Origin of the sequence: Roseicyclus sp., assembly GCF_965662675.1 — a bacterium.
In the GTDB taxonomy this organism is placed as follows: Bacteria; Pseudomonadota; Alphaproteobacteria; order Rhodobacterales; family Rhodobacteraceae; genus Roseicyclus.
In genome coordinates this window covers 32,449-57,451 of the sequence record NZ_CBFIIK010000004.1, presented here as the reverse complement: position 1 = coordinate 57,451, position 25,003 = coordinate 32,449, and the positions used below count along the sequence as shown (strand labels likewise).

Annotated in this window: 22 protein-coding genes; 6 read left to right on the top strand and 16 right to left on the bottom strand. The window is 62.7% G+C overall.

Annotated elements, in window-relative coordinates:
- Positions 1 to 9: 9 nt before the first annotated feature.
- Both ACTG4J_RS01915 and infB read left to right on the top strand, forming a co-directional pair.
- Positions 10 to 642: an RNA-binding protein gene (locus ACTG4J_RS01915; RefSeq protein ID WP_439136800.1), complete on the top strand. Its 633-nt coding sequence runs from the start codon at positions 10 to 12 to the stop codon at positions 640 to 642.
- Positions 639 to 3,149 carry a translation initiation factor IF-2 gene (gene infB, locus ACTG4J_RS01910; protein ID WP_439136799.1) on the top strand — a complete coding sequence of 837 codons (2,511 nt, stop codon included), beginning with the start codon at positions 639 to 641 and terminating at the stop codon, positions 3,147 to 3,149. The genes ACTG4J_RS01915 and infB overlap by 4 nt, the downstream gene beginning before the upstream one ends.
- A gap of 51 nt (positions 3,150 to 3,200) precedes the next feature.
- Here infB and tspO read toward each other — a convergent pair whose 3' ends face one another.
- From tspO to ACTG4J_RS01895, 3 genes are read right to left on the bottom strand one after another with little or no spacing between them, the layout of a single operon-like run.
- Positions 3,201 to 3,674, bottom strand: a complete 474-nt coding sequence (tspO, locus tag ACTG4J_RS01905; RefSeq protein WP_439136798.1) for a tryptophan-rich sensory protein TspO — start codon at positions 3,672 to 3,674, stop codon at positions 3,201 to 3,203.
- A 17-nt stretch (positions 3,675 to 3,691) separates the two neighbouring features.
- The gene (gene crtB / locus ACTG4J_RS01900) at positions 3,692 to 4,717 is read right to left on the bottom strand and encodes a 15-cis-phytoene synthase (protein ID WP_439136797.1); all 1,026 of its coding nucleotides are present in this window, start codon (positions 4,715 to 4,717) and stop codon (positions 3,692 to 3,694) included.
- A complete protein-coding gene (locus ACTG4J_RS01895; RefSeq protein ID WP_439136796.1) occupies positions 4,714 to 6,264 on the bottom strand; it encodes a phytoene desaturase in 1,551 nt (516 codons plus the stop codon). The genes crtB and ACTG4J_RS01895 overlap by 4 nt, the downstream gene beginning before the upstream one ends.
- A 133-nt stretch (positions 6,265 to 6,397) precedes the next feature.
- Here ACTG4J_RS01895 and crtA point away from each other — a divergent pair, with 133 nt between their 5' ends.
- Genes crtA through bchO form a run of 4 tightly spaced genes read left to right on the top strand, consistent with a single transcriptional unit; the run spans position 6,398 to position 10,708 of the window.
- A complete protein-coding gene (gene crtA, locus ACTG4J_RS01890; protein ID WP_439136795.1) occupies positions 6,398 to 7,135 on the top strand; it encodes a spheroidene monooxygenase in 738 nt (245 codons plus the stop codon).
- Between the two features lie 11 nt (positions 7,136 to 7,146).
- The gene (bchI, locus tag ACTG4J_RS01885; protein ID WP_439136842.1) at positions 7,147 to 8,151 is read left to right on the top strand and encodes a magnesium chelatase ATPase subunit I; all 1,005 of its coding nucleotides are present in this window, start codon (positions 7,147 to 7,149) and stop codon (positions 8,149 to 8,151) included.
- A complete protein-coding gene (locus ACTG4J_RS01880) occupies positions 8,148 to 9,851 on the top strand; it encodes a magnesium chelatase subunit D (RefSeq protein ID WP_439136794.1) in 1,704 nt (567 codons plus the stop codon). The genes bchI and ACTG4J_RS01880 overlap by 4 nt, the downstream gene beginning before the upstream one ends.
- Positions 9,848 to 10,708, top strand: a complete 861-nt coding sequence (gene bchO, locus ACTG4J_RS01875) for an alpha/beta fold hydrolase BchO (RefSeq protein WP_439136793.1) — start codon at positions 9,848 to 9,850, stop codon at positions 10,706 to 10,708. Before ACTG4J_RS01880 ends, bchO begins: the two co-directional genes overlap by 4 nt.
- A gap of 63 nt (positions 10,709 to 10,771) precedes the next feature.
- Here the strand turns inward: bchO and ACTG4J_RS01870 are convergent, their stop codons facing one another.
- From ACTG4J_RS01870 to bchB, 13 genes are all read right to left on the bottom strand, one after another.
- Positions 10,772 to 11,215: a c-type cytochrome gene (locus ACTG4J_RS01870; RefSeq protein ID WP_439136792.1), complete on the bottom strand. Its 444-nt coding sequence runs from the start codon at positions 11,213 to 11,215 to the stop codon at positions 10,772 to 10,774.
- A 79-nt stretch (positions 11,216 to 11,294) separates the two neighbouring features.
- Positions 11,295 to 12,506 carry a 5-aminolevulinate synthase gene (gene hemA, locus ACTG4J_RS01865; RefSeq protein ID WP_439136791.1) on the bottom strand — a complete coding sequence of 404 codons (1,212 nt, stop codon included), beginning with the start codon at positions 12,504 to 12,506 and terminating at the stop codon, positions 11,295 to 11,297.
- Positions 12,503 to 13,315 carry a putative photosynthetic complex assembly protein PuhE gene (gene puhE / locus ACTG4J_RS01860; protein WP_439136790.1) on the bottom strand — a complete coding sequence of 271 codons (813 nt, stop codon included), beginning with the start codon at positions 13,313 to 13,315 and terminating at the stop codon, positions 12,503 to 12,505. Before puhE ends, hemA begins: the two co-directional genes overlap by 4 nt.
- Positions 13,315 to 14,430, bottom strand: a complete 1,116-nt coding sequence (gene acsF, locus ACTG4J_RS01855; protein WP_439136789.1) for a magnesium-protoporphyrin IX monomethyl ester (oxidative) cyclase — start codon at positions 14,428 to 14,430, stop codon at positions 13,315 to 13,317. Before acsF ends, puhE begins: the two co-directional genes overlap by 1 nt.
- On the bottom strand, positions 14,427 to 14,723 hold the full coding sequence (locus ACTG4J_RS01850; protein WP_439136788.1) for a hypothetical protein: 297 nt from the start codon (positions 14,721 to 14,723) through the stop codon (positions 14,427 to 14,429). Before ACTG4J_RS01850 ends, acsF begins: the two co-directional genes overlap by 4 nt.
- A gap of 3 nt (positions 14,724 to 14,726) precedes the next feature.
- Positions 14,727 to 15,215 carry a photosynthetic complex assembly protein PuhC gene (gene puhC / locus ACTG4J_RS01845; RefSeq protein WP_439136787.1) on the bottom strand — a complete coding sequence of 163 codons (489 nt, stop codon included), beginning with the start codon at positions 15,213 to 15,215 and terminating at the stop codon, positions 14,727 to 14,729.
- 5 nt (positions 15,216 to 15,220) lie between these two features.
- Positions 15,221 to 15,865 (bottom strand): photosynthetic complex putative assembly protein PuhB, encoded by a 645-nt coding sequence (gene puhB, locus ACTG4J_RS01840; RefSeq protein WP_439136786.1) that lies wholly within the window; start codon positions 15,863 to 15,865, stop codon positions 15,221 to 15,223.
- Positions 15,866 to 15,929: 64 nt separating this feature from the next.
- Positions 15,930 to 16,715: a photosynthetic reaction center subunit H gene (gene puhA, locus ACTG4J_RS01835; RefSeq protein ID WP_439136785.1), complete on the bottom strand. Its 786-nt coding sequence runs from the start codon at positions 16,713 to 16,715 to the stop codon at positions 15,930 to 15,932.
- A gap of 27 nt (positions 16,716 to 16,742) precedes the next feature.
- On the bottom strand, positions 16,743 to 18,170 hold the full coding sequence (locus ACTG4J_RS01830) for a PucC family protein (protein ID WP_439136784.1): 1,428 nt from the start codon (positions 18,168 to 18,170) through the stop codon (positions 16,743 to 16,745).
- Positions 18,167 to 18,859, bottom strand: coding sequence for a magnesium protoporphyrin IX methyltransferase (gene bchM, locus ACTG4J_RS01825; protein ID WP_439136841.1), 693 nt, complete (start codon positions 18,857 to 18,859; stop codon positions 18,167 to 18,169). The genes ACTG4J_RS01830 and bchM overlap by 4 nt, the downstream gene beginning before the upstream one ends.
- Positions 18,859 to 19,782 (bottom strand): ferredoxin:protochlorophyllide reductase (ATP-dependent) iron-sulfur ATP-binding protein, encoded by a 924-nt coding sequence (bchL, locus tag ACTG4J_RS01820; RefSeq protein ID WP_439136840.1) that lies wholly within the window; start codon positions 19,780 to 19,782, stop codon positions 18,859 to 18,861. The genes bchM and bchL overlap by 1 nt, the downstream gene beginning before the upstream one ends.
- A 53-nt stretch (positions 19,783 to 19,835) precedes the next feature.
- Complete coding sequence (locus ACTG4J_RS01815) at positions 19,836 to 23,405, bottom strand: magnesium chelatase subunit H (RefSeq protein WP_439136783.1); 3,570 nt, start codon at positions 23,403 to 23,405, stop codon at positions 19,836 to 19,838.
- A complete protein-coding gene (bchB, locus tag ACTG4J_RS01810) occupies positions 23,395 to 24,972 on the bottom strand; it encodes a ferredoxin:protochlorophyllide reductase (ATP-dependent) subunit B (protein WP_439136782.1) in 1,578 nt (525 codons plus the stop codon). Before bchB ends, ACTG4J_RS01815 begins: the two co-directional genes overlap by 11 nt.
- Positions 24,973 to 25,003 lie beyond the last annotated feature (31 nt).

Below are 25,003 nucleotides of genomic sequence, written 5' to 3'. Positions count from 1 at the left end.
GACCCGCAGATGAGCCGGGGCGGACAGAAAACAGAACGGGAGGACGGGCCAGAGCGGCGGTGTATCGCCACCGCCGAGGTTCAGCCCAAGAACGGCTTGATCCGTTTCGTCATCGGCCCCGATGGGCAGGTCGCGCCGGATCTGGCCGAAAAGCTGCCCGGCCGCGGTATCTGGGTGTCGGCCGACCGCGCGGCACTTGAGCTTGCGATAAAGAAGAACCTCTTTTCGCGGGCTGCCAAGCAGCCGGTGACCATCCCGCCCGATCTGCTCGATCGGGTCGAGGCGGGCTTGATCCGGCGGCTGACCGATCTGATCGCGCTGTCGCGCAAAGCAGGCGAAGCCGTCGCCGGCTTCGAGAAGGTAAAGGATTGGTTGGCCACCAAACAGGTCAAGGTTCTGCTTCAGGCCACCGATGGCTCTGAACGGGGCAAATCCAAGCTGTGGACACCCACGGGTGCCCGCTATTTCAGCGTCCTGACAGCCCAGGAATTGGGTTTGGCATTCGGACGCCAAAGTGTGATACATGGCGCGCTTGCCGCTGGTGGTTTGGCCCCTCGTGTTGTAGAGGGTGCCGCGAAACTACAAGGCCTGCGCAAGGCAGACGGCGGACACCCCGCCGGGAAAGACGAACGGAACGCATGAGCGACACGGACGGAAAAAAACCCCTTGGCCTTTCTGGTGGCGCCCTTTCGGGCCGCGTCAGCCAGAGCTTCTCGCGCGGACGCAGCAAAAGCGTCGTGGTCGAGACCAAGCGCAAGCGCGTGGTTGTCCCCAAACCCGGCACACAATCCGCCGCGGCACAGAATGCCGAGGGCGGTAAGCGGGAAAAATCCGTCCCCGATGCAGAACTCGAACGCCGCCTGAAGGCGCTGCAAAACGCCAAGGCCCGCGAGGTCGAGGACGAAGCGCGCCGTCAGCAGGAAGAAAAAGATCGCGAGGATGATCGCGTCCGTCGCCGTGCCGAGGCCGAGGCCAAGGAACGCGAAGACCGTGAGCGCGAAGAGGCCCTGCGCGCCAAGGAAGAGGAAGAAACGCGTCGCCGTGCCGAAGAAGATGCACGCCGCAACGCCCCCGCCTCTGCTGCGCCCAAAGAAGTGGTCAGCGACCCTGCCGCTGTCGAAGCCGCCGCTGCTGCGACGCCGGGCTCGCGCGGCGGGGCGAACAAGCCCTTGCCGCCTCCCACACGCCGCAAGGCCGAAGAAGATGATCGCGCAGGCCGCGCACGCACAGCCGAACGCGACAGCGAGCGTCGCTCGGGCAAGCTGACGGTCAGCCAAGCGCTGACCGGCGGCGAAGGCGGTCGTCAGCGCTCTATGGCGGCGATGAAGCGGAAACAAGAACGTCAGCGCCAAAAGGCGATGGGCGGCATGGTCGACCGCGAAAAGGTCGTGCGCGATGTGCAGTTGCCCGAGACGATCCTCGTCTCGGAACTCGCCAACCGCATGGCCGAGCGCGCCGCCGATGTCGTGAAATCGCTCATGAAAATGGGCATGATGGTCACGCAGAATCAGGCGATCGATGCCGATACGGCGGAATTGATCATCGAGGAATTCGGCCACCGGGTGCAGCGCGTCTCTGACGCTGATGTCGAAGACGTCATCGTCTCGGTCAACGACAATGCTGGCGATCTTCGGCCGCGCCCACCGGTCATCACGATCATGGGCCATGTCGACCACGGCAAGACCTCGCTTCTCGACCGTATCCGCAAGGCAAATGTCGTCTCGGGCGAAGCCGGCGGCATCACGCAGCATATCGGCGCCTACCAGGTGACGACCGAAAGCGGCGCGGTTCTGACTTTCCTCGACACACCCGGCCACGCAGCCTTTACCTCGATGCGGGCGCGCGGTGCGCATGTCACCGATATCGTCGTGCTGGTCGTGGCCGCCGATGACGCGGTCATGCCTCAGACGATCGAGGCGATCAACCACGCCAAGGCCGCCAAGGTGCCGATGATCATTGCGATCAACAAGATCGACAAACCTGCTGCGAATGCAGACAAGGTGCGCACCGATCTGTTGCAGCACGAAGTCGTCGTGGAAAAGATGTCGGGCGATGTGCAGGATGTCGAAGTATCTGCCGTGTCAGGCCAAGGCTTGCCCGAATTGCTTGAGGCCATCGCGCTTCAGGCCGAAATCCTCGAACTGAACGCCAACCCCGATCGCCCCGCCGAAGGTGCGGTGATCGAAGCGCAGCTTGATGTGGGCCGTGGCCCGGTGGCGACCGTGCTGGTTCAAAAAGGCACGCTGAAGCAGGGCGACATCTTTGTCGTCGGCGAACAGTGGGGCAAGGTCCGCGCGATGGAGAACGACCGTGGCGAGCGCATCAAGGAAGCGGGCCCTTCGGTACCTGTCGAGGTTTTGGGACTGAACGGCACACCGGAAGCAGGCGATGTTCTCAACGTCGTCGCGACCGAGGCGCAGGCCCGCGAGATCGCGGAATACCGTCATCAGGCCGCCAAGGACAAGCGCGCCGCCGTTGGTGCCGCGACAACGCTGGATCAGCTTTTGGCCAAGGCCAAGGCCGACAAGAGCGTGGCCGAGTTGCCCATCGTGGTCAAAGCCGATGTGCAAGGCTCTGCAGAAGCCATCGTGCAAGCGATGGAAAAGATCGGCAACGAAGAGGTGCGGGTGCGCGTTCTGCATTACGGCGTGGGCGCGATCACTGAGTCCGATATCGGCCTTGCCGAAGCCTCGGGCGCACCGGTCATCGGCTTCAACGTCCGTGCAAATGCGCCCGCGCGCAGCAGCGCCAATCAAAAGGGCGTGGAAATCCGCTATTACTCGGTGATCTACGACCTTGTGGATGATGTGAAGGCCGCAGCCTCGGGCCTTTTGGGTGCCGAAATCCGCGAAAACTTCATCGGCTATGCCGAGATCCGCGAAGTCTTCAAGGTCTCGGGCGTTGGCAATGTTGCGGGCTGTCTGGTCACCGAGGGCGTTGCGCGCCGCTCGGCTGGCGTGCGCCTGTTGCGCGACGATGTCGTGATACACGAAGGCACGCTCAAGACCCTCAAGCGCTTCAAGGACGAGGTCAAGGAAGTGCAATCGGGCCAAGAATGCGGCATGGCCTTCGAGAATTACGAAGATATCCGCAAGGGCGATGTCATCGAGATTTTCGAACGCGAAGAGGTCGAGCGCTCGCTCAGCTGATCTTTGCGGTCGATGAAACAAAAAGGCGCCTCTCGGGGCGCCTTTTGCATTTCAGCTTGTGGGTTGGGCCGCCTCCGCCCGGTTGCGCATCCAAACGCTGGCGTTCAGCGCGCCCGCAATGGTGACCCAGATCAGGTAAGGCACGAAAAGCGCGCCTGCGATCCAGTCGAGCTGGATGAAACTGACCATCGTGCCCGCCACCGCGATCCACAGGCCAAGCATGATGAAAAACGCGGCCCTGATCCGCCGCAAGCCGAAGAACACTGGGGTCCAGAGCGTGTTGAACGCGATCTGCATCGCCCAGAACGCCATGCCATAGGCCGCACCCTCAAGTGGTGCAACGCGTGCGGCGGCAACGGCTGATGACAGGTAAAGCACCGTCCACGCGACCGGAAAGACCCAATCAGGCGGTGTCCAGCTTGGTTTCGACAGGCCGCGATACCACGCGCCCGGCATGAACATCGAGCCGGTCGTGGCGGCCGCGCCGCAAGCGGCCAGAAAAATCGCGAATAATGCCCAATCCATGATTGGGACATAGGGCGTCACGCCCCGCGCGCCAAGCCGTCATCGTCGCGGTCACGCGCCTCGAGCTGCGACAGAACCGCCAAAAGATTGTCGCCCCAGCCCGCCTTGGCATCGACCGGATGCGCCGCCGCCTCGACCAGAAAGGCCACCTCAGGCAAGGGGCGGGCATAGATCACCGGGCTTTGCGGCAAGACGCTGACCACGCCCGCCCGCATGATCGACCACCCCAAAAGGCGCATTTTCTGACCGCGCGTGGTGAAGGCGCGGCAGGTGACGCTGTCATATCCGCCGCGTGCCAGCTTGCGCCCGATCGCGTCATAGCAATGGCGCGCCGCGAAAATGCCGGGTCGCGCGGCAATTGGCAGTGCCTTTACCCCCGCCTCCGAGCGGTAATAAAGCCTGTCAGCCTCGGTCAAAAGGCGACGCACCATCCGCCGAATATCAGGCGAGGGGCGCGGATCAGCCAAAAAGGCGGCAACATCGATCCCCGCCTCGTCCAGCCAATCGGTCGGCAGGTACAGCCGGCCCGCACGCGCATCTTCGCCAACATCGCGGGCGATGTTGGTGAGCTGCATCGCAACCCCCAGATCGCAAGCCCGCGCCAAGGCGTTGGGGTCGCGCACGCCCATCAGCACGCACATCATCGCCCCCACCGCCGAGGCGACACGCGCAGAATAGGCGCGCAGATCGGACAGGCTGGCATAGCGCCGCTCCATCCCGTCCCAAGCCAAACCTTCCAAGAGCGCCTCGGGCAAAGCGCGCGGCATCTCGTAGTCTTCGATCAAGCTGGCAAAGGCACGGTCCGCCGGCGCATCCTTGGGCCGACCGGCATAGGCCAGTTCGAGCCGGTCACGCAGCCGCAGCACGGCGGCGGGCTTGTTCGCACCGAAATCGACTTCGTCATCGGCGACCCGGCAAAAGGCATAAAGCGCTAAGGCCGCATCACGCACATCGGCAGGCAGCAGCTTGGAGGCCGCATGAAAGGAATACGACCCCTCACGGATCGCATTGCGGCACCATTCCAGATCATCAGGCCGGATCATTCGGCGGCAACCTTGGTATCAAGCCGCACATAGGGGCGCGGCGCGTCGGGGACGAGTTGGGTCAGCACCTCGGATGAGGTGACGACAGACGGGATACCCGCGCCGGGATGTGTGCCCGCGCCGACGAGAAAGAGGTTCCCGAATTCCTCGGAGATGTTGTGCGGCCTAAACCACGCCGATTGGAAAATTCTGGGTTCAAGGCTGAAGCCCGCGCCATGAGGGCTGAGGTAACGGGTTTCGAAATCAGCAGGGTTCAAGATGTGGCTGGCTGACAGATGATCCTCGAAACCGGGCATCAGGTGATCGTTCAACACCTTTGCAAGCCTTTGGCGATAGGTCTCTTGCATCGCGGCCCAATCAACGCTGCCCTGCCCATGCAGGTTCGGCACCGGGCTGAGCGCATAGAAGGTATCGTCACCAGAGGGCGCGACAGAGGGATCGGTGACCGAGGGGCGGTGGAGATAGACCGACATGTCATGGGCCAGATGTCGCTTCATGAAGATATCGTTGAGCAGCCCCTTGTAGCGCGGCCCATTCAGGATCGTGTGGTGACCCACGTCGGCCCATTTGCCCTTGGTCCCCTTGGTTCCGAAATACCAGACGAACAGGCCCATGGACCACCGCGCGCGGTTCAGGCGCGCGGGCGTCCAGCGCCGCTTGGTCTGGTTGCGCAAAAGCCGATCGTAGGTATGCCCCGGATCGGCGTTCGACACCACGATATCGGCGGCGATACGCTCACCATCACTTGTGATGACGCCATCGGCTTGGCCAGCGGTCACGGTGATCTCATCCACCTCGACACCGCGCCGTACGGTGCCGCCCTGATCCTCGATCACGCGCACCATCGCATCGGCCATCGCCTGCACACCGCCCATCGCGTAATGCACCCCGAATTCTTTCTCGAGATGGCTGACGAGAATATACATCGAGGTCACATGCGTCGGATCACCCCCGATGAAGAGCGGGTGAAACGACAGCGCCATGCGCAAGCGCGGATCACGCACGCGGGCGCTGGCATGGGCATAGACGGAGCGGTCGGCGCGCAGCCTGACGAAACCCGGCAATTCGCGGATCAGATCCATCAGCTTATTCATCGGGCGGCGGCCCAACCCCTCGAAGCCGAACTGGTAGCGCGCCTCACTATCCTTCAGGAAGCGCTTGTAGCCCGGAACATCGCGGGGGCTGAGGCGGGCCACCTCTTCGATCATCGCCTGCTCGTCTTGGCGGACAGTAAAGACAGAGCCATCGCGCCAGCGGATCTCATAATAGGGATCAATTGGGCGCAGATCGACATCCTTGCGGAAATCGCGCCCACATTCGGCCCAAAGCTGTTCGAACACCTGCGGCACGGTGACGATGGTAGGGCCAAGGTCGAAGCGATGGCCGTTTAGCGTGATCGAAGAGCCGCGCCCGCCGGCCCGGTCGAGCCGGTCGAGTAGCGTCACCCGATACCCCTTGGCCCCCAGCCGCATCGCAGCCGACAGGCCGCCAAGCCCTGCCCCGATCACGAGCGCGCTGGATGCGGCGGTATTTGGTCGGTCGGTCATCCGGGCCTCATACTGTCTAGTTGGATTGACAATAGGGCAGTGGCGCCCATTTTGCCAAGACAATCTATGGGCGAATTGCCTTTTCTTCTCAGCTGCAATATGTCAGACTTTGTTGACACATGGAGGACCGGCCATGCAATCCGTCACCCTAAGCCTGTTTCGCTTCGGCACAGTCCGCGCGCGCGCATGGGCGCTGTTCCAGATGGGGCCAGCACGATTCGCCCTGCGGGCCATTCGTGACATCGGCACGGTAAAGCTATGCGGCTCAGGCGTAGGCGAGGGGTTCACGCCCATCCCCAATACCTCCGTCTATGCAATCTTGGCCACATGGCCCGACCATGATACCGCGCGGCGCGCCATGTTCGGCACGCGCATCTTTCGCCGATACGCGGCCATGGCCGATGAGCGGATGACCGTTTTTCTCACCCCAACCACCGTGCGCGGTCAGTGGGATGGCGCCAGCCCCTTCACCCCGCAAAATGTCGCGGCCGATGGTCCCGTCGCGGCCATGACACGCGCGACTGTACGCATGCGGACCGCGCCCCGCTTTTGGCGGCATGAGCCCGCGATCTCGCGCGCGATCGGCGGCGACCCGAATGTTTTGTTCAAGTTCGGCTTCGGTGAGTTGCCGCTTGTCCGACAGGCCACCTTTTCGATCTGGCCCGATACAGCCAGCATGGCCACTTTTGCCCGCGCCGATGGCCCCCATGCCACGGCCATTCGCGCCGTGCGCGACGAGGGGCTGTTCAAGGAAGAGCTATACGCAAGGTTTCGCGTCGACGCGATCGAAGGCAGCTGGGCGGGCCAAACCCCCGAGCTGATTATCGCGCACGCAAACCCCGCCACAGACATGAAAGTTGCTGCTGAATGAAGGATGTCACGCTGACGGGGCCGTTCCCCTTTTCCGCCATCGTCGGGCAAGAGGATATGAAGCTGGCCATGATCCTGACCGCCATCGACCCCGGTATCGGCGGCGTGCTGGTGTTCGGCGATCGCGGCACTGGCAAATCGACCGCCGTGCGCGGGCTGGCGGCCCTGCTGCCACCGATCAGCGCGGTCGCGGGCTGCCCGGTGAATTCGGCGCATGAAGGGGAAATCCCCGAATGGGCGCAGGTAAGCGACACCAGCATCATCGAAAAGCCAACGCCGGTGATCGACTTGCCGCTTGGCGCGACCGAGGATCGCGTTGTCGGCGCGCTCGACATCGAAAAAGCGCTGACGCGGGGCGAAAAGGCCTTTGAACCGGGCCTGCTGGCGCGCGCAAATCGTGGCTATCTCTATATCGACGAGGTCAATCTGCTCGAGGATCATCTGGTCGATTTGCTGCTCGATGTCGCGCAATCGGGTCTGAATGTCGTCGAGCGCGAGGGTCTGTCGATCCGCCATGCCGCGCGTTTCGTGCTGGTGGGGTCGGGTAATCCCGAAGAGGGCGAGCTGCGCCCACAGCTGCTTGACCGGTTCGGGCTGTCAGTCGATGTGACCTCGCCCAAGGACATCGACACACGGATCGCGGTGATCCGCCGCCGCGACAGCTATGACCGCGATCCGGGCGGCTTCTTGATCGAATGGCGCGGTGCCGATTTGGACCTGCGCGCCCAGATCGTCGCCGCGCGCGATGGGCTTGGCCATGTCGAAGCTGGCGAGCCGATCTTGCGAGACTGTGCCGAACTTTGCGTCGCGCTTGGGTCTGACGGTCTGCGTGGAGAGTTGACGCTCTTGCGCGCCGCCCGTGCCCTTGCCGCCTATGAGGGCGCCCGCATGGTGACGCGCGATCACCTACGCCGTGTCGCACCCGCGGCCCTGCGCCATCGCCTGCGGCGCGATCCGCTGGACGAGGCAGGGTCAACCACCCGTGTGATCCGCGTGGTGGAGGAGGTCTTGGCGTGACGACCGACGGCGAGGAACGCTGGCAAAGGGTCAACCTCGCGCTGGCCTGTTTCGCCATCGACCCGGCGGCACTGGGCGGTATCTGGCTGCGCGCCCGAGTTGGGCCGGTCAGGGACAGGGTCCAAAAAGGGCTCGAAACGGCATTGCAGGGTCTATCCTTGCGGCGGCTTCACCCCGGTATCGGTGATGACGCGCTGTTTGGGGGGATTGATCTTGCCGCGACTTTGGCCGAGGGCCGTGTCGTGCGCACGCGCGGGATACTGGATGGCCCAGCGGTTTTGCTCATGCCCATGGCCGAACGGGTAAAGCCCGGATTGGCAGCACGGCTTGCCACGGCGATCGATGGGGACAGCGGCCTGTCGCTGATCGCCTTCGACGAAGGCGCAGAGCCAGACGAGCGCCTACCCACCGCTTTGGCCGATCGCCTCGCCATTCATGTTGATCTGGTCGCACAAGGTCTATCTCAGGCGCCCGAGCTTGCCTTGGATCAAGCAGCTCTGGCCGAGGCGCGGTTGCTTTTGCCGCGCGTCACGGTTCCCGACAGCGCCATTTGCGAGATGGCCGAGGTCGCGGCGCGCTTGGGTATCGGGTCGCTGCGCGCACCGCTCCAAGCACTGGCCTTGGCCCGCGCAAGCGCCGCGCTGATGGGCGAACAAAGGGTCGAACAAGCGGATTTGACCCTCGCGGTTGAGTTGGTGCTGGCCCCGCGCGCGACGCAAATCCCACAAGACGCGCAAGAGCCGCCGCCGGAATCAGAGCCTGACTCACCCCCGCCAGAGGCGGAAATGCCGGACAATGCCGATGAGCAGGAGCAAACCGACCTCCCCCCGGTCGAGATGCTGATCGAGGCGGCGAAGGCGATGCTGCCCCCCGACCTTTTGGCCCGGCTGCAAGCAGGGCGCGCAGCGCGCCAAGCGCCAGCGGCCAACGGCTCGGGCGCAGCCAAGAAGGGCAATCGCCGCGGGCGCCCATTACCATCGCGGCCGGGCCGGATGGGCGGCGATGCGCGCGTCGATCTGGTTGCGACCCTGCGCGCGGCTGCCCCTTGGCAACCGATGCGGCGCAAGGCCAGCGGTGCCCATGACCGCCTGCATATCCAGATGTCCGATATCCGCCTTCGACAGTTCGAAGAGACATCCGACCGCGCGATCATCTTCATCGTCGATGCCTCCGGCTCGGCGGCGCTTGCCCGGCTGGGTGAGGCGAAGGGCGCGATCGAGCTATTGCTGGGCGAGGCCTATGCGCGGCGCGATCATGTCGCCCTTATCGCGTTTCGCGGTGACGGGGCCGAGGTGCTCTTGCCGCCGACGCGCTCGCTTGTGCAGACAAAACGCCGCTTGGCGCAGTTGCCGGGTGGCGGCGGCACACCCTTGGCAGCCGGGCTGAAGGCGGCGATGGAGCTTGCTCTTTTGGCGCAAGGCAAGGGGATGACCGCCTCGCTCGCGCTGTTGACCGATGGCCGGGCCAATGTCGATCTGGCCGGTATCGCCAATCGCGCGCAGGCAGGCATGGATGCAACCGCAATGGCCAAGGCGATCCGCGCGCGCGGCTTTCCTGCGCTGGTGATCGATACAGGGTTTCGGCCAACACCGGGCCTTGCCGGGTTGGCGGGCGATTTGGGCGCGCCCTATCTGGCGTTGCCGCGGGCCGATGCACGCGCCCTGTCTGCGGCGGTGGATGCATCGCTGAACCTTGCATGAACGCGGCAGACCTGCCCCCGCCGGACTGGCCGAATGCGGCGAACAGCCAGATCATCGCGGCCAAGCCGCATCGCTGGCATGTGCAGGTCATGGGGGCGGGGCCGGACATCTTGTTGCTGCATGGCGCGGGGGCATCCAGCCACAGCTGGGCCGGGCTGATCCCCGATCTGGCCCGTGATCACCGCGTCATCGCGCTGGACCTGCCCGGCCATGGCTGGACACGAAGCCCCAAGGGGCGGGCGCGTCTCGGGGATGTAGCGCGCGATATCGCCGGTCTTTGTGAGCAACAAGGCTGGTCGCCGCGCCTTGTGATCGGGCATTCGGCGGGTGGTGCCGTCAGTCTCGAATTGGCGCATCAGGGTCTGATTTCAGCGGCACATCTGGTCATCATCAATGGCGCCCTCGAGAATTTCCAAGGCACCGCTGGCTGGCTTTTTCCGGTCATGGCAAAAATGCTGGCGCTCAACCCCTTCACCGGGCTTTTGATCGCGCAGGGCGGGCGTGGGGTGGCGCAAGTGCGCGCGATCCTGACCTCGGCTGGCACCACTCTGGATGAGGTCGGGCTGGCACGCTACGCCCATCTGATCGGGCGGCGCGCCCATGTCGACGGAACGCTGGCAATGATGGCGCAATGGTCGCTCGATGCCTTGAACGCGGCGCTGCCGTCGATCACCACGCCAACGCTTTTCATCCACGGCGAAAACGACGCCGCCGTGCCCTCAAGGGTGGCGGAACGCGCCGCGCAGATCATGCCGCATGCCAAGCTGATCATTCTGCCAGGGATCGGTCATCTCGCGCATGAAGAGGCACCTGCCCGCGTCTTGGCCGAGATCAGGCACTTCATCGCCGCGACATGAAAAAGGGCGCCCATCGGGGCGCCCTCTGTCCGGGTTGCCGTCAAGAAACCCTAAATCAACCGCTTACTCGGCCGCGAGCGACACGATGTAGGCATAGACGTTGAGCGCATCCGCTTCGGAGCGGACGCGGAAGCTCATCGCGCCACGAGCAGAGTTGTTGCCCGTCGCCTCGCGGATATAGCCGGTGGGGTCTTGGACATAGGCGACAAAGCTTTCCTCGGTCACCAGAATGCCGGCATCCTTCAATGCCGTCATGCCGGGCGACCAGCGGAAATCCTCGATATGGGCCCAAGTCTTGCCTGCGATCCCGTAAAGGTTCGGGCCGGTGCGAGCGTTGCGGCCAGCCAAGGTTTCGCCGGCCTCGTTTTGCACGACGTGGCAGGCCACGCACTGGTTGAACACACGTTCGCCTGCCGCCGCATCACCGGAAGCGGCATGGGCATCAGCCATGGCCATCGGTGCCGACAAAAGCAAAGCAGCAGCAGCGAGCACGATTTTGCGACTCATCAGGTAGTCTCCCTTCTGTATGGTCTCACCTGGGATAAACTATGTCGATCCTGCTAGGGTCCAGTGCTTTTTTTCAAAATCATGCGACTGCGTGGGCGATGGCGCATTGTTTCCACAAGGTCTTGAGCGCCAAGACAAGATATTCGATATCTTCGTCGCTGTGCAGCGGGCCGGGGGTAAAGCGCAAGCGCTCGGTTCCCTTGGGCACGGTGGGGTAGTTGATCGGCTGCACATAGATGCCGAACTGGTCCATCAAGATGTCCGACAGCATCCGGCATTTGACCGGGTCTTTCACCATCACGGGGATGATGTGGCTGTCATTCATCTCGTGCGGGATACCCTCGGCGTCCAGACGCGCGCGCAGGCGTGCGACCTGCCGCTTTTGCATGTCGCGCTCATAAGAGCTTTGCTTGAGATGCCGGATCGACGCGGTGGCGGCGGCGGCCACGGCAGGCGGCAATGCGGTGGTGAAGATGAAGCCGCTGGCAAAGCTTCGGATGAAATCGACCAGCGCGTTACTACCGGTGACATAACCGCCGACGACGCCATAGGCCTTGCCCAGCGTTCCCTCGATCAGCGTGATCCGGTCCATCAGCCCTTCGCGTTCGGCGACACCGCCGCCGCGCGGACCATACATGCCCACGGCATGCACCTCGTCGATATAGGACATCGCGCCGTGACGCTCGCAGACATCGAGGATTTCCTTGATCGGGGCAATATCGCCATCCATCGAATAGACGGATTCAAAAGCGACGATCTTGGTCGCATTGGCAGGCAGCGCCGCCAACTTGCGGTCCAGATCGGCGGGGTCGTTGTGCTTCCAGATGACCTTTTGGCAGCGCGCATGGCGGATGCCCTCGATCATCGAGGCGTGGTTCAACTCATCCGACAAGATCACCGCATTGGGCAAGCGCGACCCAAGCGTCGAAAGCGCCGCCCAGTTCGAGACATAGCCCGAGGTGAACAACAGCGCCGCTTCCTTGCCATGCAGATCGGCCAACTCGGCCTCGAGCTGCTTGTGGTGCCACGCATTGCCCGAAATGTTGCGCGTCCCCCCCGCCCCGGTGCCGCATTCCTGCACGGTCTCGACCATGGCGCCGATCACCGCAGGGTGCTGGCCCATGCCCAGATAGTCATTGGAACACCACACGGTGACCTCGTCTTGACCGTGGGAGTGGTTCTTGACGCGGGGAAACGCCCCGCATTTACGCTGAAGTTCGGCAAAAACGCGATAATTGCCCTCCTGCTTGAGTTGATCGAGCTGGGATTGGAACAGCTTGTCAAAGTTCATCGGGCATCCTCGCTTGTCTTGATGGCTTGGTTCGGCACCGTCCGCTCTGCAAGCATCCAGCGCCAAAGTTTTTCGTCAGGAAGCGGAAGCACCATGAACCAATGCTCCAGCAGGGCGAGCGCGGTAAGCGCGCTCAATAGGGCAAAGCCGACGATGTCAGCCTGCGTTTCGACCGCCCAGATCCGCTCCAGAAAACAGGCCACCGCGAAACTGAGCGCGGTGATCGAGATCGGGAACAGCCAGTTCATCCGCGCGATGCGGAAATGGCTGGGCAGGTGGTTCAGATGCTCGGGGAGGAACTCCACATTGATCTTGCGGACCCCGAGAAAGAGGTTGAGCTTGGCCGAGACGCGCGCGGCGAACAGCACCGCGAAGGTCCACATGCCGAACTTGTTTTCGGCGCCGTAGCTGGCCAAGATCATGCCCAGAAGCGTGAAGGCCAAAAGCATTTCATGATAGGCGATGGTGCCCCATGCACGGATGAAGCGTTCCCATTCCCGCACACCATCCTTGAGCGGGTGGCGCACCGGCCCGGTGATCACCCCGGTCAGAAAGGCCAGTTCGATCCAGCCCCAAAGCGCCAACGCGGACAAGAAGCCGACATAGACCCCCGCTACGCTGTCATTGCCCAGCGTGTCGAGAAAGCCAAAGCCGCCCAAAAGCAAAAACGGCAGGTTCCAAAGCACAGCCCAAAGCCGCGCCTTCGCCCCTTCACGATCCGCGCGCCGCACAGCCATAAGGATCGCCCCGGTGGCGAACCACCAGAGAAAGAGGGCCACAAGGGCCGCGATCCAAGGCGAGGCTAACATCAATACGCGGGCTCCAACCGGGTCGAGGCCGGAACGCGATGCTTGACCGCAGGGATGGTCAACAGGCTGACAAAGGCGGTGGCCGCGCGCGCGGTGGCACCGATGCGCTTGACCCAATTGCCCGACTTTTTCGCCATTGCCAGATCAGCATTGGCGCGCTGCATCGCGACCAAGCCCTTCTGCCAACGCGGGTGATCGATATCGAGCGTGATCGGGAACACCTGTTTCGAGATCTCGGATGTCTTGGTGAACACCTCATGGGCGTACCAATCCGGGTCGACGCCAAGGGCCGCGTGAAACGCCGGGCGCTGGTGATCGCGCACATACATGGTGGAATAGACCGCCGTGAGGAAGAACTTGATCCAAAGCTTGTTGCTGAAGCTTTGGGTCAGCTTCGGATCGGTCTTCATCAGCAGGGCAAAAGCCTCGCCATGGCTGAACTCGTCGTTGCACCACTCCTTGAACCACTTGAAGATCGGGTGGAAGCGCAACTCGGGGTTCGCCTCGAGATGGCGATAGATGGTGATGTAGCGGGCGTAGCCGATCTTTTCCGACAGGTAGGTGGCGTAGTAGATGAATTTGGGCCGGAAATAGGTGTATTTCTTCTTTTGCGTGAGAAACCCGAGGTTCACGGCAATGCCCGCCTCGCGCAGCGCATCGTTGATAAAGCCCGCATGCCGCGCCTCGTCGCGCGCCATAAGCTGGAACAGCGTCACGATATCCTCGTTGTTGCCGCGCCGCTTCATCTCCTTGTACAGCACACAGCCCGAAAACTCGGCGGTGCAGGACGAGACTAGAAAATCGATGAACTCGGCCTTGAGCTTGGGCTCCATCCCGTCCCAATCGACATGATCCCAATCTTCGTTCTTCTTGAAATGCCCCCTGTTCGGGTCGCTTTTCATCTGGTCGATCAACAGGTCCCAGTCCTTGCGAACCGGGCTGACATCGATGGCGTCCATCTCGTCGAAATCGGTGGTGTAAAAGCGTGGCGTCAAAAGCGTGTTCTGCATCGCGAGCGCCGTCGCACCCTCGCTATCGACGATGCCTTGATGGTTGTCGGCGGCCAGCGCCTCTTCGACGGTGGTGGCGTCGGCGGAATGGGTCATGTCTTTCATAGCGAAACCTCCTCGCTAAACGAAAACTCGCACAGCTCCATGAATTCGAAATCGCCGGTCATCCGGGTCCAGATCTGTTCGAGTTTGCTGGCGCGCGTGATCCGGGCGATGCGCTGTTCGCGGATCACCTCGCCATAAGGCGCCATCACCGGCGGGCCCTGCACCTGCACCTCGTCACCGGGGTTGATTACCGCCCCGTTCAGAAATTTCACATGTGCATGCAAGCTGTCGAAGCGGTGGCTGACCTCCACTTCGCAAGGTGCTGTTTCAAAATCTCTTGTGAGCCATCCCATTGGTCATTCCTCCAGCATGCGGGCGAACACCCGCTCGTTGTCCGCCCCAAAGCCGAAAAGCTCGGCCCGGAAATCGGTCAGCTCGTCACGAAGCCCGATGCGTCCGTCTGAAAAACGCACCAACCGGATAGGCTCCGATGCGGAAAGGCCGACGGCCCCCCGCTCGCGCTCCAGCACGCGATAGATTCCGGCGACAAAGCCGCCTTCTGTCGGCCCCAGATCGACGATCAGGGAGCCGTTGACGTCCAGCACGCGGGCGGAGCCGTCCATCTGTCCGAAAATCCGGATCATCCGCTCGGCCACAGGTGGCACCTCGGCCTCGGATGGCGGCATCGCCTCGAGCGGGCGATCGGTCAGCCGCGCATAGGCGACGATGATCAAAACACAGATGCAAAGAACGAACATCGCGCGCACAAGGATGGTTGGCACCATCTCCTTGTCGCGTTCGACCAGCTTTTGCTCATGCTTGTTGTAGCTACGGGTATAGGCCATTGCGCTTACTCCGCCGCGACCGGCTGATGGGCCGGCGCGCGTTCGATGACAGGTTCGGACACAGCGGTTTCCGCCGCTTCGGCCAAGATCGCGGCGACCTTGCGGACATCGGGGATGCAACGCAGCGCGGGCTGGGTCTGTTTCATCTTCCATGGGCGCACATGCGGCCATGTCAGGATGTAGGACAGCCGCGCGCCGTCATCCTCCATCAACTCCAGCGCGATTGTGCCGGTGCCGTTCTTGCGTACGCCGAGATCGGCATTGGCGATCTTCTTGAAGGGCAGGTTCAGCGTCATGGTCAGCGCCGCACCGATGCGCATCGCGACGCGCTTGTTGGTAATGGTGTAAACCGTCGCCTTGGCCTGCATCAGCGCGACCAGTGCCAGAATCGCGCAAACGATCAGCCCCAACACAAGGAAGAAGGACGCCGCCGTGGCGCTGTCGGCCCAGCTTTCTGTCGCGGCCCCGCCGATGGTGCGCCATGCGAACAAAAAGGTAAAATATCCAGCCACCCACCAGAAATTCAGGCTTTCGCGCGCAAGTTGCCACCAGCTTGGCTGGCCTTGCCACAAAATCTCTTCACCTAACGGCAATTCCTCGGGAAGGCCGCGGACAGGTTCGGTAGCGAAATCGTCGTGATCATGAGACATCGGTCGTTTCTCCTTCGTCGGTCGTGGTCCGGCGCGCGGGTCTGAAGCGCGCGCCGGCTTTTGGTCACAGGAGCGGGTCCAGACGATCCTGAGAAGCGTAGAGGATGCCGCCGCCGTAGTAGGCGGAGATCTTTTCTTCCTCGAGCAAGGTGATCTGCGTGCCGGATTTTGTGACAGGCACAGCCGCGAAATGCTTGCCGTAGATCGAATTGATCTTCACCTTGCCGCCCCAGATCCGGCAGAAGGTCATCGGCACAAGCCGCTTGCCACCGCCATGATCGCCATCAAGCTCGATCTCGAGATAGCGGATCAGCTGTTCGGGCGCGTCGACCCACATATCGCTGATCGCCCCGACCACAGCGCCGTCACCGGCCACAACCGGCATGCCGCGCGGATCGCGCCCGGCCGAGACGCGGAAGGTTTCGGTCTGGCCCATCGGCACGATCTTGGCATGGCCGTGACCGTCGAGTTCCGGCACATCGCGGCGCGGCGTCCAAGCGCCCGAACCAACGCCCGCCAGCATCGCATCGCCGACAGGGTCATAGGGGTAGCCATTGCTGGTGCCGAAGCTTGACCGCTCCATCGCAAGATCGGTGCGGCGATGCGCGTCCTCATTCTCGGCCGAGGGCACGGTGACTTCGCCGCGCCCATGCATCAGCTTGAAGGTCTTGGCGTTGGGGACGGGGAAGGGGCCCTGGTTCGGAGCGGCGGTGCCGTCCTCGTTTTCCAGCGGATAGCCCTCGCGCATGTTCTCGGTCTGCAGATAATAGATCAGCAGGGCGAAAAAGATCCAAAACAGCCAGATAGACAGGCTGGCAAGATCGAAATTGCCGAAGAATGTAGCTTCCATTGTTAGATCCTCTCGGGTTCGGCGGTCTCAGGTGGGAAGGTCGGCGAGTCCGAACTTCCCGGTCCCCCCGTTCCTGTTGGTCGTTGCAGTACGAACAAGCGGCCCAAGGGCCACAAGCGTGACGAAAAGTAGAAAAATCTCGAGGTGATAGACGACTGAGTAACCGGTACTCGCATCGTTGAGCGCGACACCCAAATGGCCTTGGGTCGCCGCCGTGTTCACAACGTCGCGCAAGCCCCCGCCGATGGCGGTGGACAGGCCCGCAGCCGTCGCTTGCGCAGCCCCCCAAGCTCCCAGCGCAAGGCCACGGCCGGCTTTTCCGGCAGGCATGGTCATGGCAGCGGTCAGGGTCGAGACAGCGAACAGCCCACCCCCGAAACCGATCAGGCATGCGCCGGTGAAAAACATCTCGGGCGAGCCCATGGGGTTGGCGAAAATCACGGCGGAAAAAGCTGCAAGCCCCGCCAGAATACCGCGCGCGCCCATGCGGTAGGGGTTCATCCCCTCGGCCAGCCATTTCGCGGCCAAGGCAAAGCCCACCAGCGCACCTATCGCCCAGCTTGCGGTCAAAAGCGTCGTCGACGACACGCTCAGACCCAAGATCTCGCCGCCATAAGGTTCGAGCAACACATCTTGCATGTTGAAGGCCATGGTGCCCAGAAACACCACGAGCAATAGCCGCCCGGCGGTGCCGCCCGCGGCGTAATCGGCCCATGCATCGCGGAAACTCGGGCCTGGCTGCGCACGCTCGGCACGGCTCATCGGGCGGACGCGCTCTTGCTTCCACAGCGCAATGACATTGAGCAGCAGCGTGACGACCGCGGCGCCCTGGACGACGCCGATCAGTTCCAGCGCCGTGAATTCCCGCAGCAAATAGCCGATGACCAAGGAAGACACCGCCATCCCCAACAGCAGCATCACATAAAGCAGGGCAACGACACGCGGGCGCGTCTCGTCGGTGGCACGGTCGGCGGCCAAGGCCAGACCCGCGGTCTGGGTCATATGCATGCCAAGACCAGTCATCAAGAACGCCAGCGCCGCAAGCGCCTCACCGGCAAAGGGGATGTCATAGCGCACCTGCGTGACATCACCGCCCAACACCAACAGGGCTGCGGGCATGATCGCAAGGCCACCGAACTGCCACAGCGTGCCAAACCACAGATAGGGAATACGCTTCCAGCCGATGGCGGATTTGTAGGTGTCGGATTTGAAGCCCAACAGCGCGCGGAACGGGGCGATCAGCACCGGCAGCGCGACCATGGCCGCAACAAGGAAGGCCGAGACCTTCAATTCGACGATCATCACCCGGTTCAGCGTACCCAAGAGCAAGACCATCGCCATGCCGACCGAGACCTGAAACAACGACAAGCGCAACAACTGCCCGAGCGGGAAATCGTCGGACGCCGCATCCGCGAAAGGCAGATACCGGATCGATATGCGCTTGAGTACGCTCATGCCCGGTACTCCAAGCATGTCGATATGTAGAAACCACGGGCGACCCGTTCGATTTCCTTGATCGAGCCTGACGCGCCGTTTCGAGCCGCTTCTTGTGCCAGCTTGCGCGGATCATGCGGGATCATCACGGGCGAGCGGTCAGAACGTGGGAACAGCTTTCCCAAGCTCCAAAAGGCCATCAGGAAAGCGGTGCGGGGGGCGACGGTAAAGACGATGCCGTCCTGGACGCGGGGGCAAAGATGGGCCAAGGCGCGGCCAAGGTCGGGGGCGGTGTAGTAGATCATGCTGTCCATCGCCATGACATGATCGAACGCACCCAAGCCCTCGGCCAGCATATCGCCCGAGGTGAAGGTGACGCGCGGGGCCAGGCCTTCGGGCAGGCGCTTGGCCGCGATCTCGACCAGCGCGGGCGAGATGTCGATGGCGACCACATCCGCCCCGCGACGGGCCAATTCCTCGGTCATCGCACCCGTGCCGCAGCCCGCATCGAGTACACGCTTGCCGGTCAGATCGCCGGGCAATTGCGCCAACATGATCGCACGCATCCGGTCGCGCCCTTCGCGCACGGTCTGGCGAATACCAGACACGGGCGCGTCAGAGGTCAGCCGCTCCCATGTGCGGGTCGCGGTGCGGTCGAAATACTCTTCGACCCGGTCGCGCGTCGCGCCATATGTCGGCGTTGCGACCATCAATCGAACCCGAGCAATTCAAAGATGTGCCGATCTTCCAGCGGCGAGGGCGAAAGCGGCTCTGTTCCGGCCCACAGGGTCTCGGCCAGCCGGATATATTCGGCGCGGCATTGCACGATGTCTTCTTCATCGGGCATTTCGAACAGGGTCTTTTTCTTCAGCCGCGAGCGGCGGATCGCATCCACATCGGGCATATGTGCGATGCGGTTGAAACCAACCTCGGCGCAGTAGCGATCAACCTCATCCGTGGCCTTGGAACGGTTGGCGATGCAGCCCGCGAGCCGCACGTTGTAGTTCTTCGATTTGGCCTGCACGGCGGCGATGATGCGGTTCATCGCGTAGATACTGTCGAAATCATTTGCCGTCACGATCACGGCGCGGTCGGCATGTTGCAGCGGCGCGGCAAAGCCGCCACACACCACATCGCCCAACACATCGAAGATCACGACATCGGTATCTTCCAGCAGGTGATGCTGCTTGAGCAGCTTCACGGTCTGGCCAACGACATAACCGCCACAGCCGGTGCCGGCAGGCGGGCCACCCGCCTCGATGCACATCACGCCATTATAGCCCGTGGTCACGAAATCCTCGGGGCGAAGCTCCTCGGCGTGGAAATCCACATCCTTGAGAATGTCGATCACCGTCGGCTGCAAATGGCCGGTCAGGGTGAAGGTGCTGTCATGCTTGGGGTCGCAGCCGATCTGAAGCACCTTTTTACCCAGCTTGGAGAACGCCGCCGACAGGTTGGAAGAGGTCGTGGATTTACCGATCCCGCCCTTTCCGTAAACGGCGAATACCTGCGCGCCTTCGATCTTCATATCGGGGTCGAGATGCACTTGCAGCGATCCCTCACCATCCTCGCCCTTGCGCAAAACAGGGGGTGCGCCGAGATCGCGCTTGGCCAGACCTGCGGCCTCGCGCATCGCGGCGCGGGCGGCGGGGGGTGATTTTTCGTCCAACATCGGTGTCGTCCTTCCTATTCCGCGGCCATGCCTGGGGTCAGCCCCTCAAGCGTGTCTTCCAGCTCATCAGCGCCAGCCTGAAGTGCGGCCAAAGTGGCCTCATCGGGTTGCCAGTAATTCCGTTCGAACGCCTCGATCAGGCGATTGGCCATCCGGACCGAGGCCTGTGGGTTCAGCGCCGCCATCCGGCGGCGCATCTCTTCGTCCAGCACGAATGTCTCGGACAGGCGTTGATAGACCCAAGGTTCGACCTGACCCGTGGTGGCCGACCAGCCCAGCGTATTGGTCACCTGTGCCTCGATCATGCGCACGCCCTCATGGCCATGCTTGAGCAGCCCCTCGAACCATTTCGGGTTCAAGCTGCGTGACCGGGTTTCCAGCGCGACCTGATCTTTCAGCGTGCGCACCTTGCCCGCGCCACGCGTCTGATCGCCGATGAAAACCGGGGCCTCTTGCCCGCCCTTGGCGCGTTTCACGGCGCGCGAAATGCCGCCCAGCGTATCGAAGTAATGATCGACCGTGGTGACACCCAACTCGACCGATTCAAGGTTCTGATAGGCCAGATCGACATCCTTCAACGCCGCCTGCAACAAACCGGCATTCTTGTGCGCCTTGCCATCCATGCCATAGGCAAAGGATTTCCGCGCCTGATAGGCATCGGCCAGCTCGTCCTCTTCGCCCCAAGCGCCGCTATCAACCAGCTGGTTGACGTTCGAGCCATAGGCACCCTCGGCATTGGAAAAGACGCGCAAGCTGGCCTCTTCCATGGCGACGCCCATCTTGGCCGCGTAATCCAATGCATGGGCGCGCACGAAATTCATCTCGGGCGGCTCATCGGCGATGGCGGCCTTATAGGCGGCTTCGGCCAGCATTCGGGTCTGCAACGGCAAGAGGTCGCGGAAAATTCCCGACAGCGTCATGACCACATCGATCCGCGGGCGGCCCAATTCGGCCAGCGGGATCAGATCGGCACCGCAGAGCCGCCCATAACCGTCAAAACGCGGCTTTGTTCCCATCAGGGCCAAGGCCTGCGCGATCGGGCCACCATCGGATTTGATATTGTCCGACCCCCACAACACCAGCGCAACCGAGCGCGGAAACTCGCCCGCTGCCTCGATCAGCCGCTGCGCCTGTTTGGCCCCATCTTGCAGGGCGAAAGCCGTCGGCATGCGGAACGGATCGAAGGCATGGATGTTACGCCCCGTGGGCAGCACCTCGGGCGAACGGATCAGATCACCACCCGGCACAGGTTCGATATAGCGCGCCGACAGCGCGCGCATCAGCCCGCCCAGTTCCGTCTCCTGGCGCAACAGATTTTCGATCCGAACCCGCGTATCAGGATCGGTTTCCGCCATGACGCGCAGATGCTCTTGCAACTCCGCCTCAGCCATCGGGCGGCCCACCACATGCAGCCCGTCGGTGATCAGTGCGTCCTCGGTTTCCAGCAGCGTCAGCCACAGCCGATCCGGGTTCCGCTCGGTCAGATCGACCGCCTCGGCCTGGGTGGCGATCAGCGCGGCCAGATCGTTACGCTCATGCGCGTCGGGGGCCAGCGCGCGCCAGCGTGTCAGGCTGTCCTTGAGTTCCGATAGCCCCTTGTACAGCCCGGCGGCAGCCAAGGGCGGGGTCAGATGCGTGATCGTCACGGCATTGGACCGCCGCTTGGCCAGCGTCGCCTCGGACGGGTTGTTGGAGGCATAAAGATAGACATTCGGCATCTCGCCGATCAGCCGGTCGGGCCAATCGCGCGCGCCCAGACCCGCCTGTTTGCCCGGCATGAATTCCAGCGCGCCATGCATGCCGAAATGCAAAAGCACATCGGCGCGGTATGTGTTGCGCAGCCACAGGTAGAACTGGGCAAAGGCATGGGTCGGGGCAAAGCCATGCTCGAACAACAGGCGCATCGGGTCGCCCTCATAGCCAAAGGTCGGCTGCACACCGACGAAGACATTGCCGAATTGCTGGCCAAGGATGAACACACCGCGCCCATCGGACTGGATTTTACCGGGTGCGGGGCCCCAAACCGCTTCGATCTCATTCAGCGTTGGTGTATTGCGCACCATCGTGTCGGCATCGACATGGTCGGCGACATTGGCCTCTTGCCCATATTGCTTGGCATTGCCCTTCAGGACCGCCTCACGCAATTCATCGACCGAGGTGGGAACCTCGACCGCGTAGCCATCGGCCCGCATCCGTGTCAGCGTGTTAAAAAGGCTTTCAAAGACACTCAAATAGGCCGCCGTGCCGATCGCCCCCGCATTGGGCGGGAAACCGAACAAGACGATGGCCACCTTCTTCTCGGCGTTGCGCTTGCGCCTGAGCAGGGCAAGGCGCTTTGTTTTCTCGACAAGGCTGATGATCCGCTCGGGGCACGGCGCCATCGCCTTGGTCGCCGATTGGCTTTGGCACATCAGCGCACAGCCCTGACAGCCATCAAGCCCATGCCGCCCGCCAAACACGGTCGGGTTGGTGGCCCCATCGATCTCGGGAAGCGCGACCAACATCGTGGTCTCGACCGGCCCAAGCCCACCCGCACAAGAGGCCCATTGGCCGAGCGTCTGAAACTCCAGCGCATGCGCCGCGATATAGGGCAGGTCCAGATCCTTCAGAACCGCCACCGCCGCCGCGCTATCGTTATAGGCCGGACCGCCGATCAGGCTGAACCCGGTGAGCGATACCAGCGCGTCGATTTTGCCGCCTTCGAAATACGCCTCGATCGCGGGCCGCCCATCCAGCCCACCGGCAAAGGCGGGCAGAACGGCCAGACCGGCGGCCTGCATCTGACGGATCACGCCATCATAATGCGCCGTGTCCGAAGCAAGCACATAGCTGCGCATCATCATCAAGCCCACGGTCGCGACCGGGTTCGCGGGCTGCGGCAGATCGGCGGGGTTGGTGGTGATCCGATGACCGGGCAGATCGGGGTGATACAAGCCCACTTCGGGGTAATCGATCGGGGCCGCCGCACGCGCACCCTTGAAAGCGCGGTCGCTGGCATAGCTGCCGATCAGGAAACGGATCATCTGCTCGACATTGTCGTCGGACCCACCCAGCCAATACTGCATGGTCAAGAACCACGCCCGCAGATCCTGCGCCTTGCCGGGAATGAATTTCAGGATCTTGGGCAGGCGGCGCAAAAGCTTCATCTGCTTTTCGCCGGAATTGGCCGAAGGTTCTTTTGATCCGCGCAGTTTCTTGAGCAATTTCATCGGCCCGGTTGCGGGCTTCATCATGTCCAACTCGCCCATGCGCGTCAGCTGAACGACCTCGCGCGCGGAAATCACCCCGATCATCGCGTCGCAGGCGTCGCGCCGCGCCTGCAATTCGGGCAAGATCGCGGTGATATGCTCTTCGATGAACAACAGGTTCGCCACGATGATATCACCATGGCGCACAGCAAGCCGCGCCTCTTCCAGCGCGAGCGGGTTTTCGGCCCATTCGGCCGCGGCATGAACGCTGACATTCAGGCCCGGAAACTCACCTGCTAGCCGCTCTGAAACCCGCGCCGCTGGACCAGCCGCATGGCTATCGAGCGTGACGATCACGACCCGGTAGCCGGGGATATGATCGCCATCACCGCGCATAATGGGCCTTGGCCTCGTAAAGCGTATCGACGCTGATTTCCGTCACGCCGCGTTCGGCTGCGAATTTCTCGGTATTGCGCCGCGCCTTGCCCCGCACGAAAAAGGGGATCTTCTTCAGCTCTCGCTCGGCATCGGCCAGCCAGACCATGACATCGGTACCCGTCTGCGCTGCGGCCTCTTCGTCCATCTTTGCTTCCGAAATACTCCGGGGGGGCTGCGCAGCAGCGGGGGGCTGGCCCCCCTCCACCGGTTTCGGCGAATGCCCGCCGTGGTGGCTGGCACCGGCTTCGTCGTGAAACTCGAAATCCTCGCGGAACATCGCGAGCAGATGCTCCTCCAGCCCCATCACCAGCGGATGAATCCACGTGTCGAAGATCACGTTCGCGCCTTCCCAGCCCATCTGGGGGGAATAGCGGGCGGGGAAATCCTGAACATGGACGGGGGCCGAGATCACGGCGCAGGGGATGCCCAAGCGCTTGCCGATATGACGCTCCATCTGGGTGCCGAGGATCATCTCGGGCGCGGCGTCCTCGATGGCTTTTTCAACCTCGAGGTAATCATCGCTGATCAGTGCCTCGAGGCCGAAATCCTTGGCAAGCTGACGGATGGGCCGGGCGAATTCGCGGTTGTAACAGCCGATCCCGACCACCTCGAACCCCATCTCGTCGCGCGCGATGCGGGCGGCGGTCTGCACATGGGTCGCATCGCCGAAGATGAAGACGCGCTTGCCCGTCAAGTAGGTGCTGTCGACCGATTTCGACCACCAGGGCTGGCGCAGGCGCGAGAGGTCCTTTTTCGGCGCGACACCGCAGATCCGGGCCACTTCGGCCACGAAATCATGGGTCGCGCCGACGCCAATGGGCACGGTTTTCGTATAGGGAATGCCAAGCACCCGCTCCATATGGCGGGCAGCCGTTTCCGCATGTTCGGGATACATCAGGATGTTGATATGCGCCGCCCCGAGGCGGGTCAGATCATGAGGGGTAGCATCGAAGGGGGCCACGACATTTATGCCGATGCCCATGTCATAGAGCAGGCCCTTGATCTCTTCGATATCGTCACGATGCCGAAAGCCCAGCGCAAGTGGGCCGATCAGGTTCGCGGTGATCTCGGGGGTTTTCTCGACGGGCTGCGCCAGCGCCTTCACAAGCTGATAGAATGTCTCATCCGTGCCGAAGTTTTCCTTGCGCTGATAGCTTGGCAATTCCAGCGCGATGACCGGCACAGGAAGGTTCATCGTCTCGGCCAGACCGCCCGGATCATCTTGGATCAACTCGGCAGTGCAAGAGGCACCGACAATCAGCGCTTGGGGCTGAAAGCGGTCAAAAGCATCCTGACAGGCGCGCTTGAAAAGGCCCGCCGTATCCTCGCCCAGATCACGGCCCTCGAAAGTGGTGTAGCTGACCGGCGGGCGGTGGCCACGCCGCTCGATCATGGTGAACAAAAGATCGGCATAGGTATCGCCCTGCGGGGCGTGCAGAACGTAGTGCAGCCCTTTCATCGCCGTGGCGACGCGCATCGCGCCGACATGGGGCGGGCCCTCATATGTCCAGACGGTCAGCTTCATAACTGCTTCCGGGGGCGCGGCCCCCGGACCC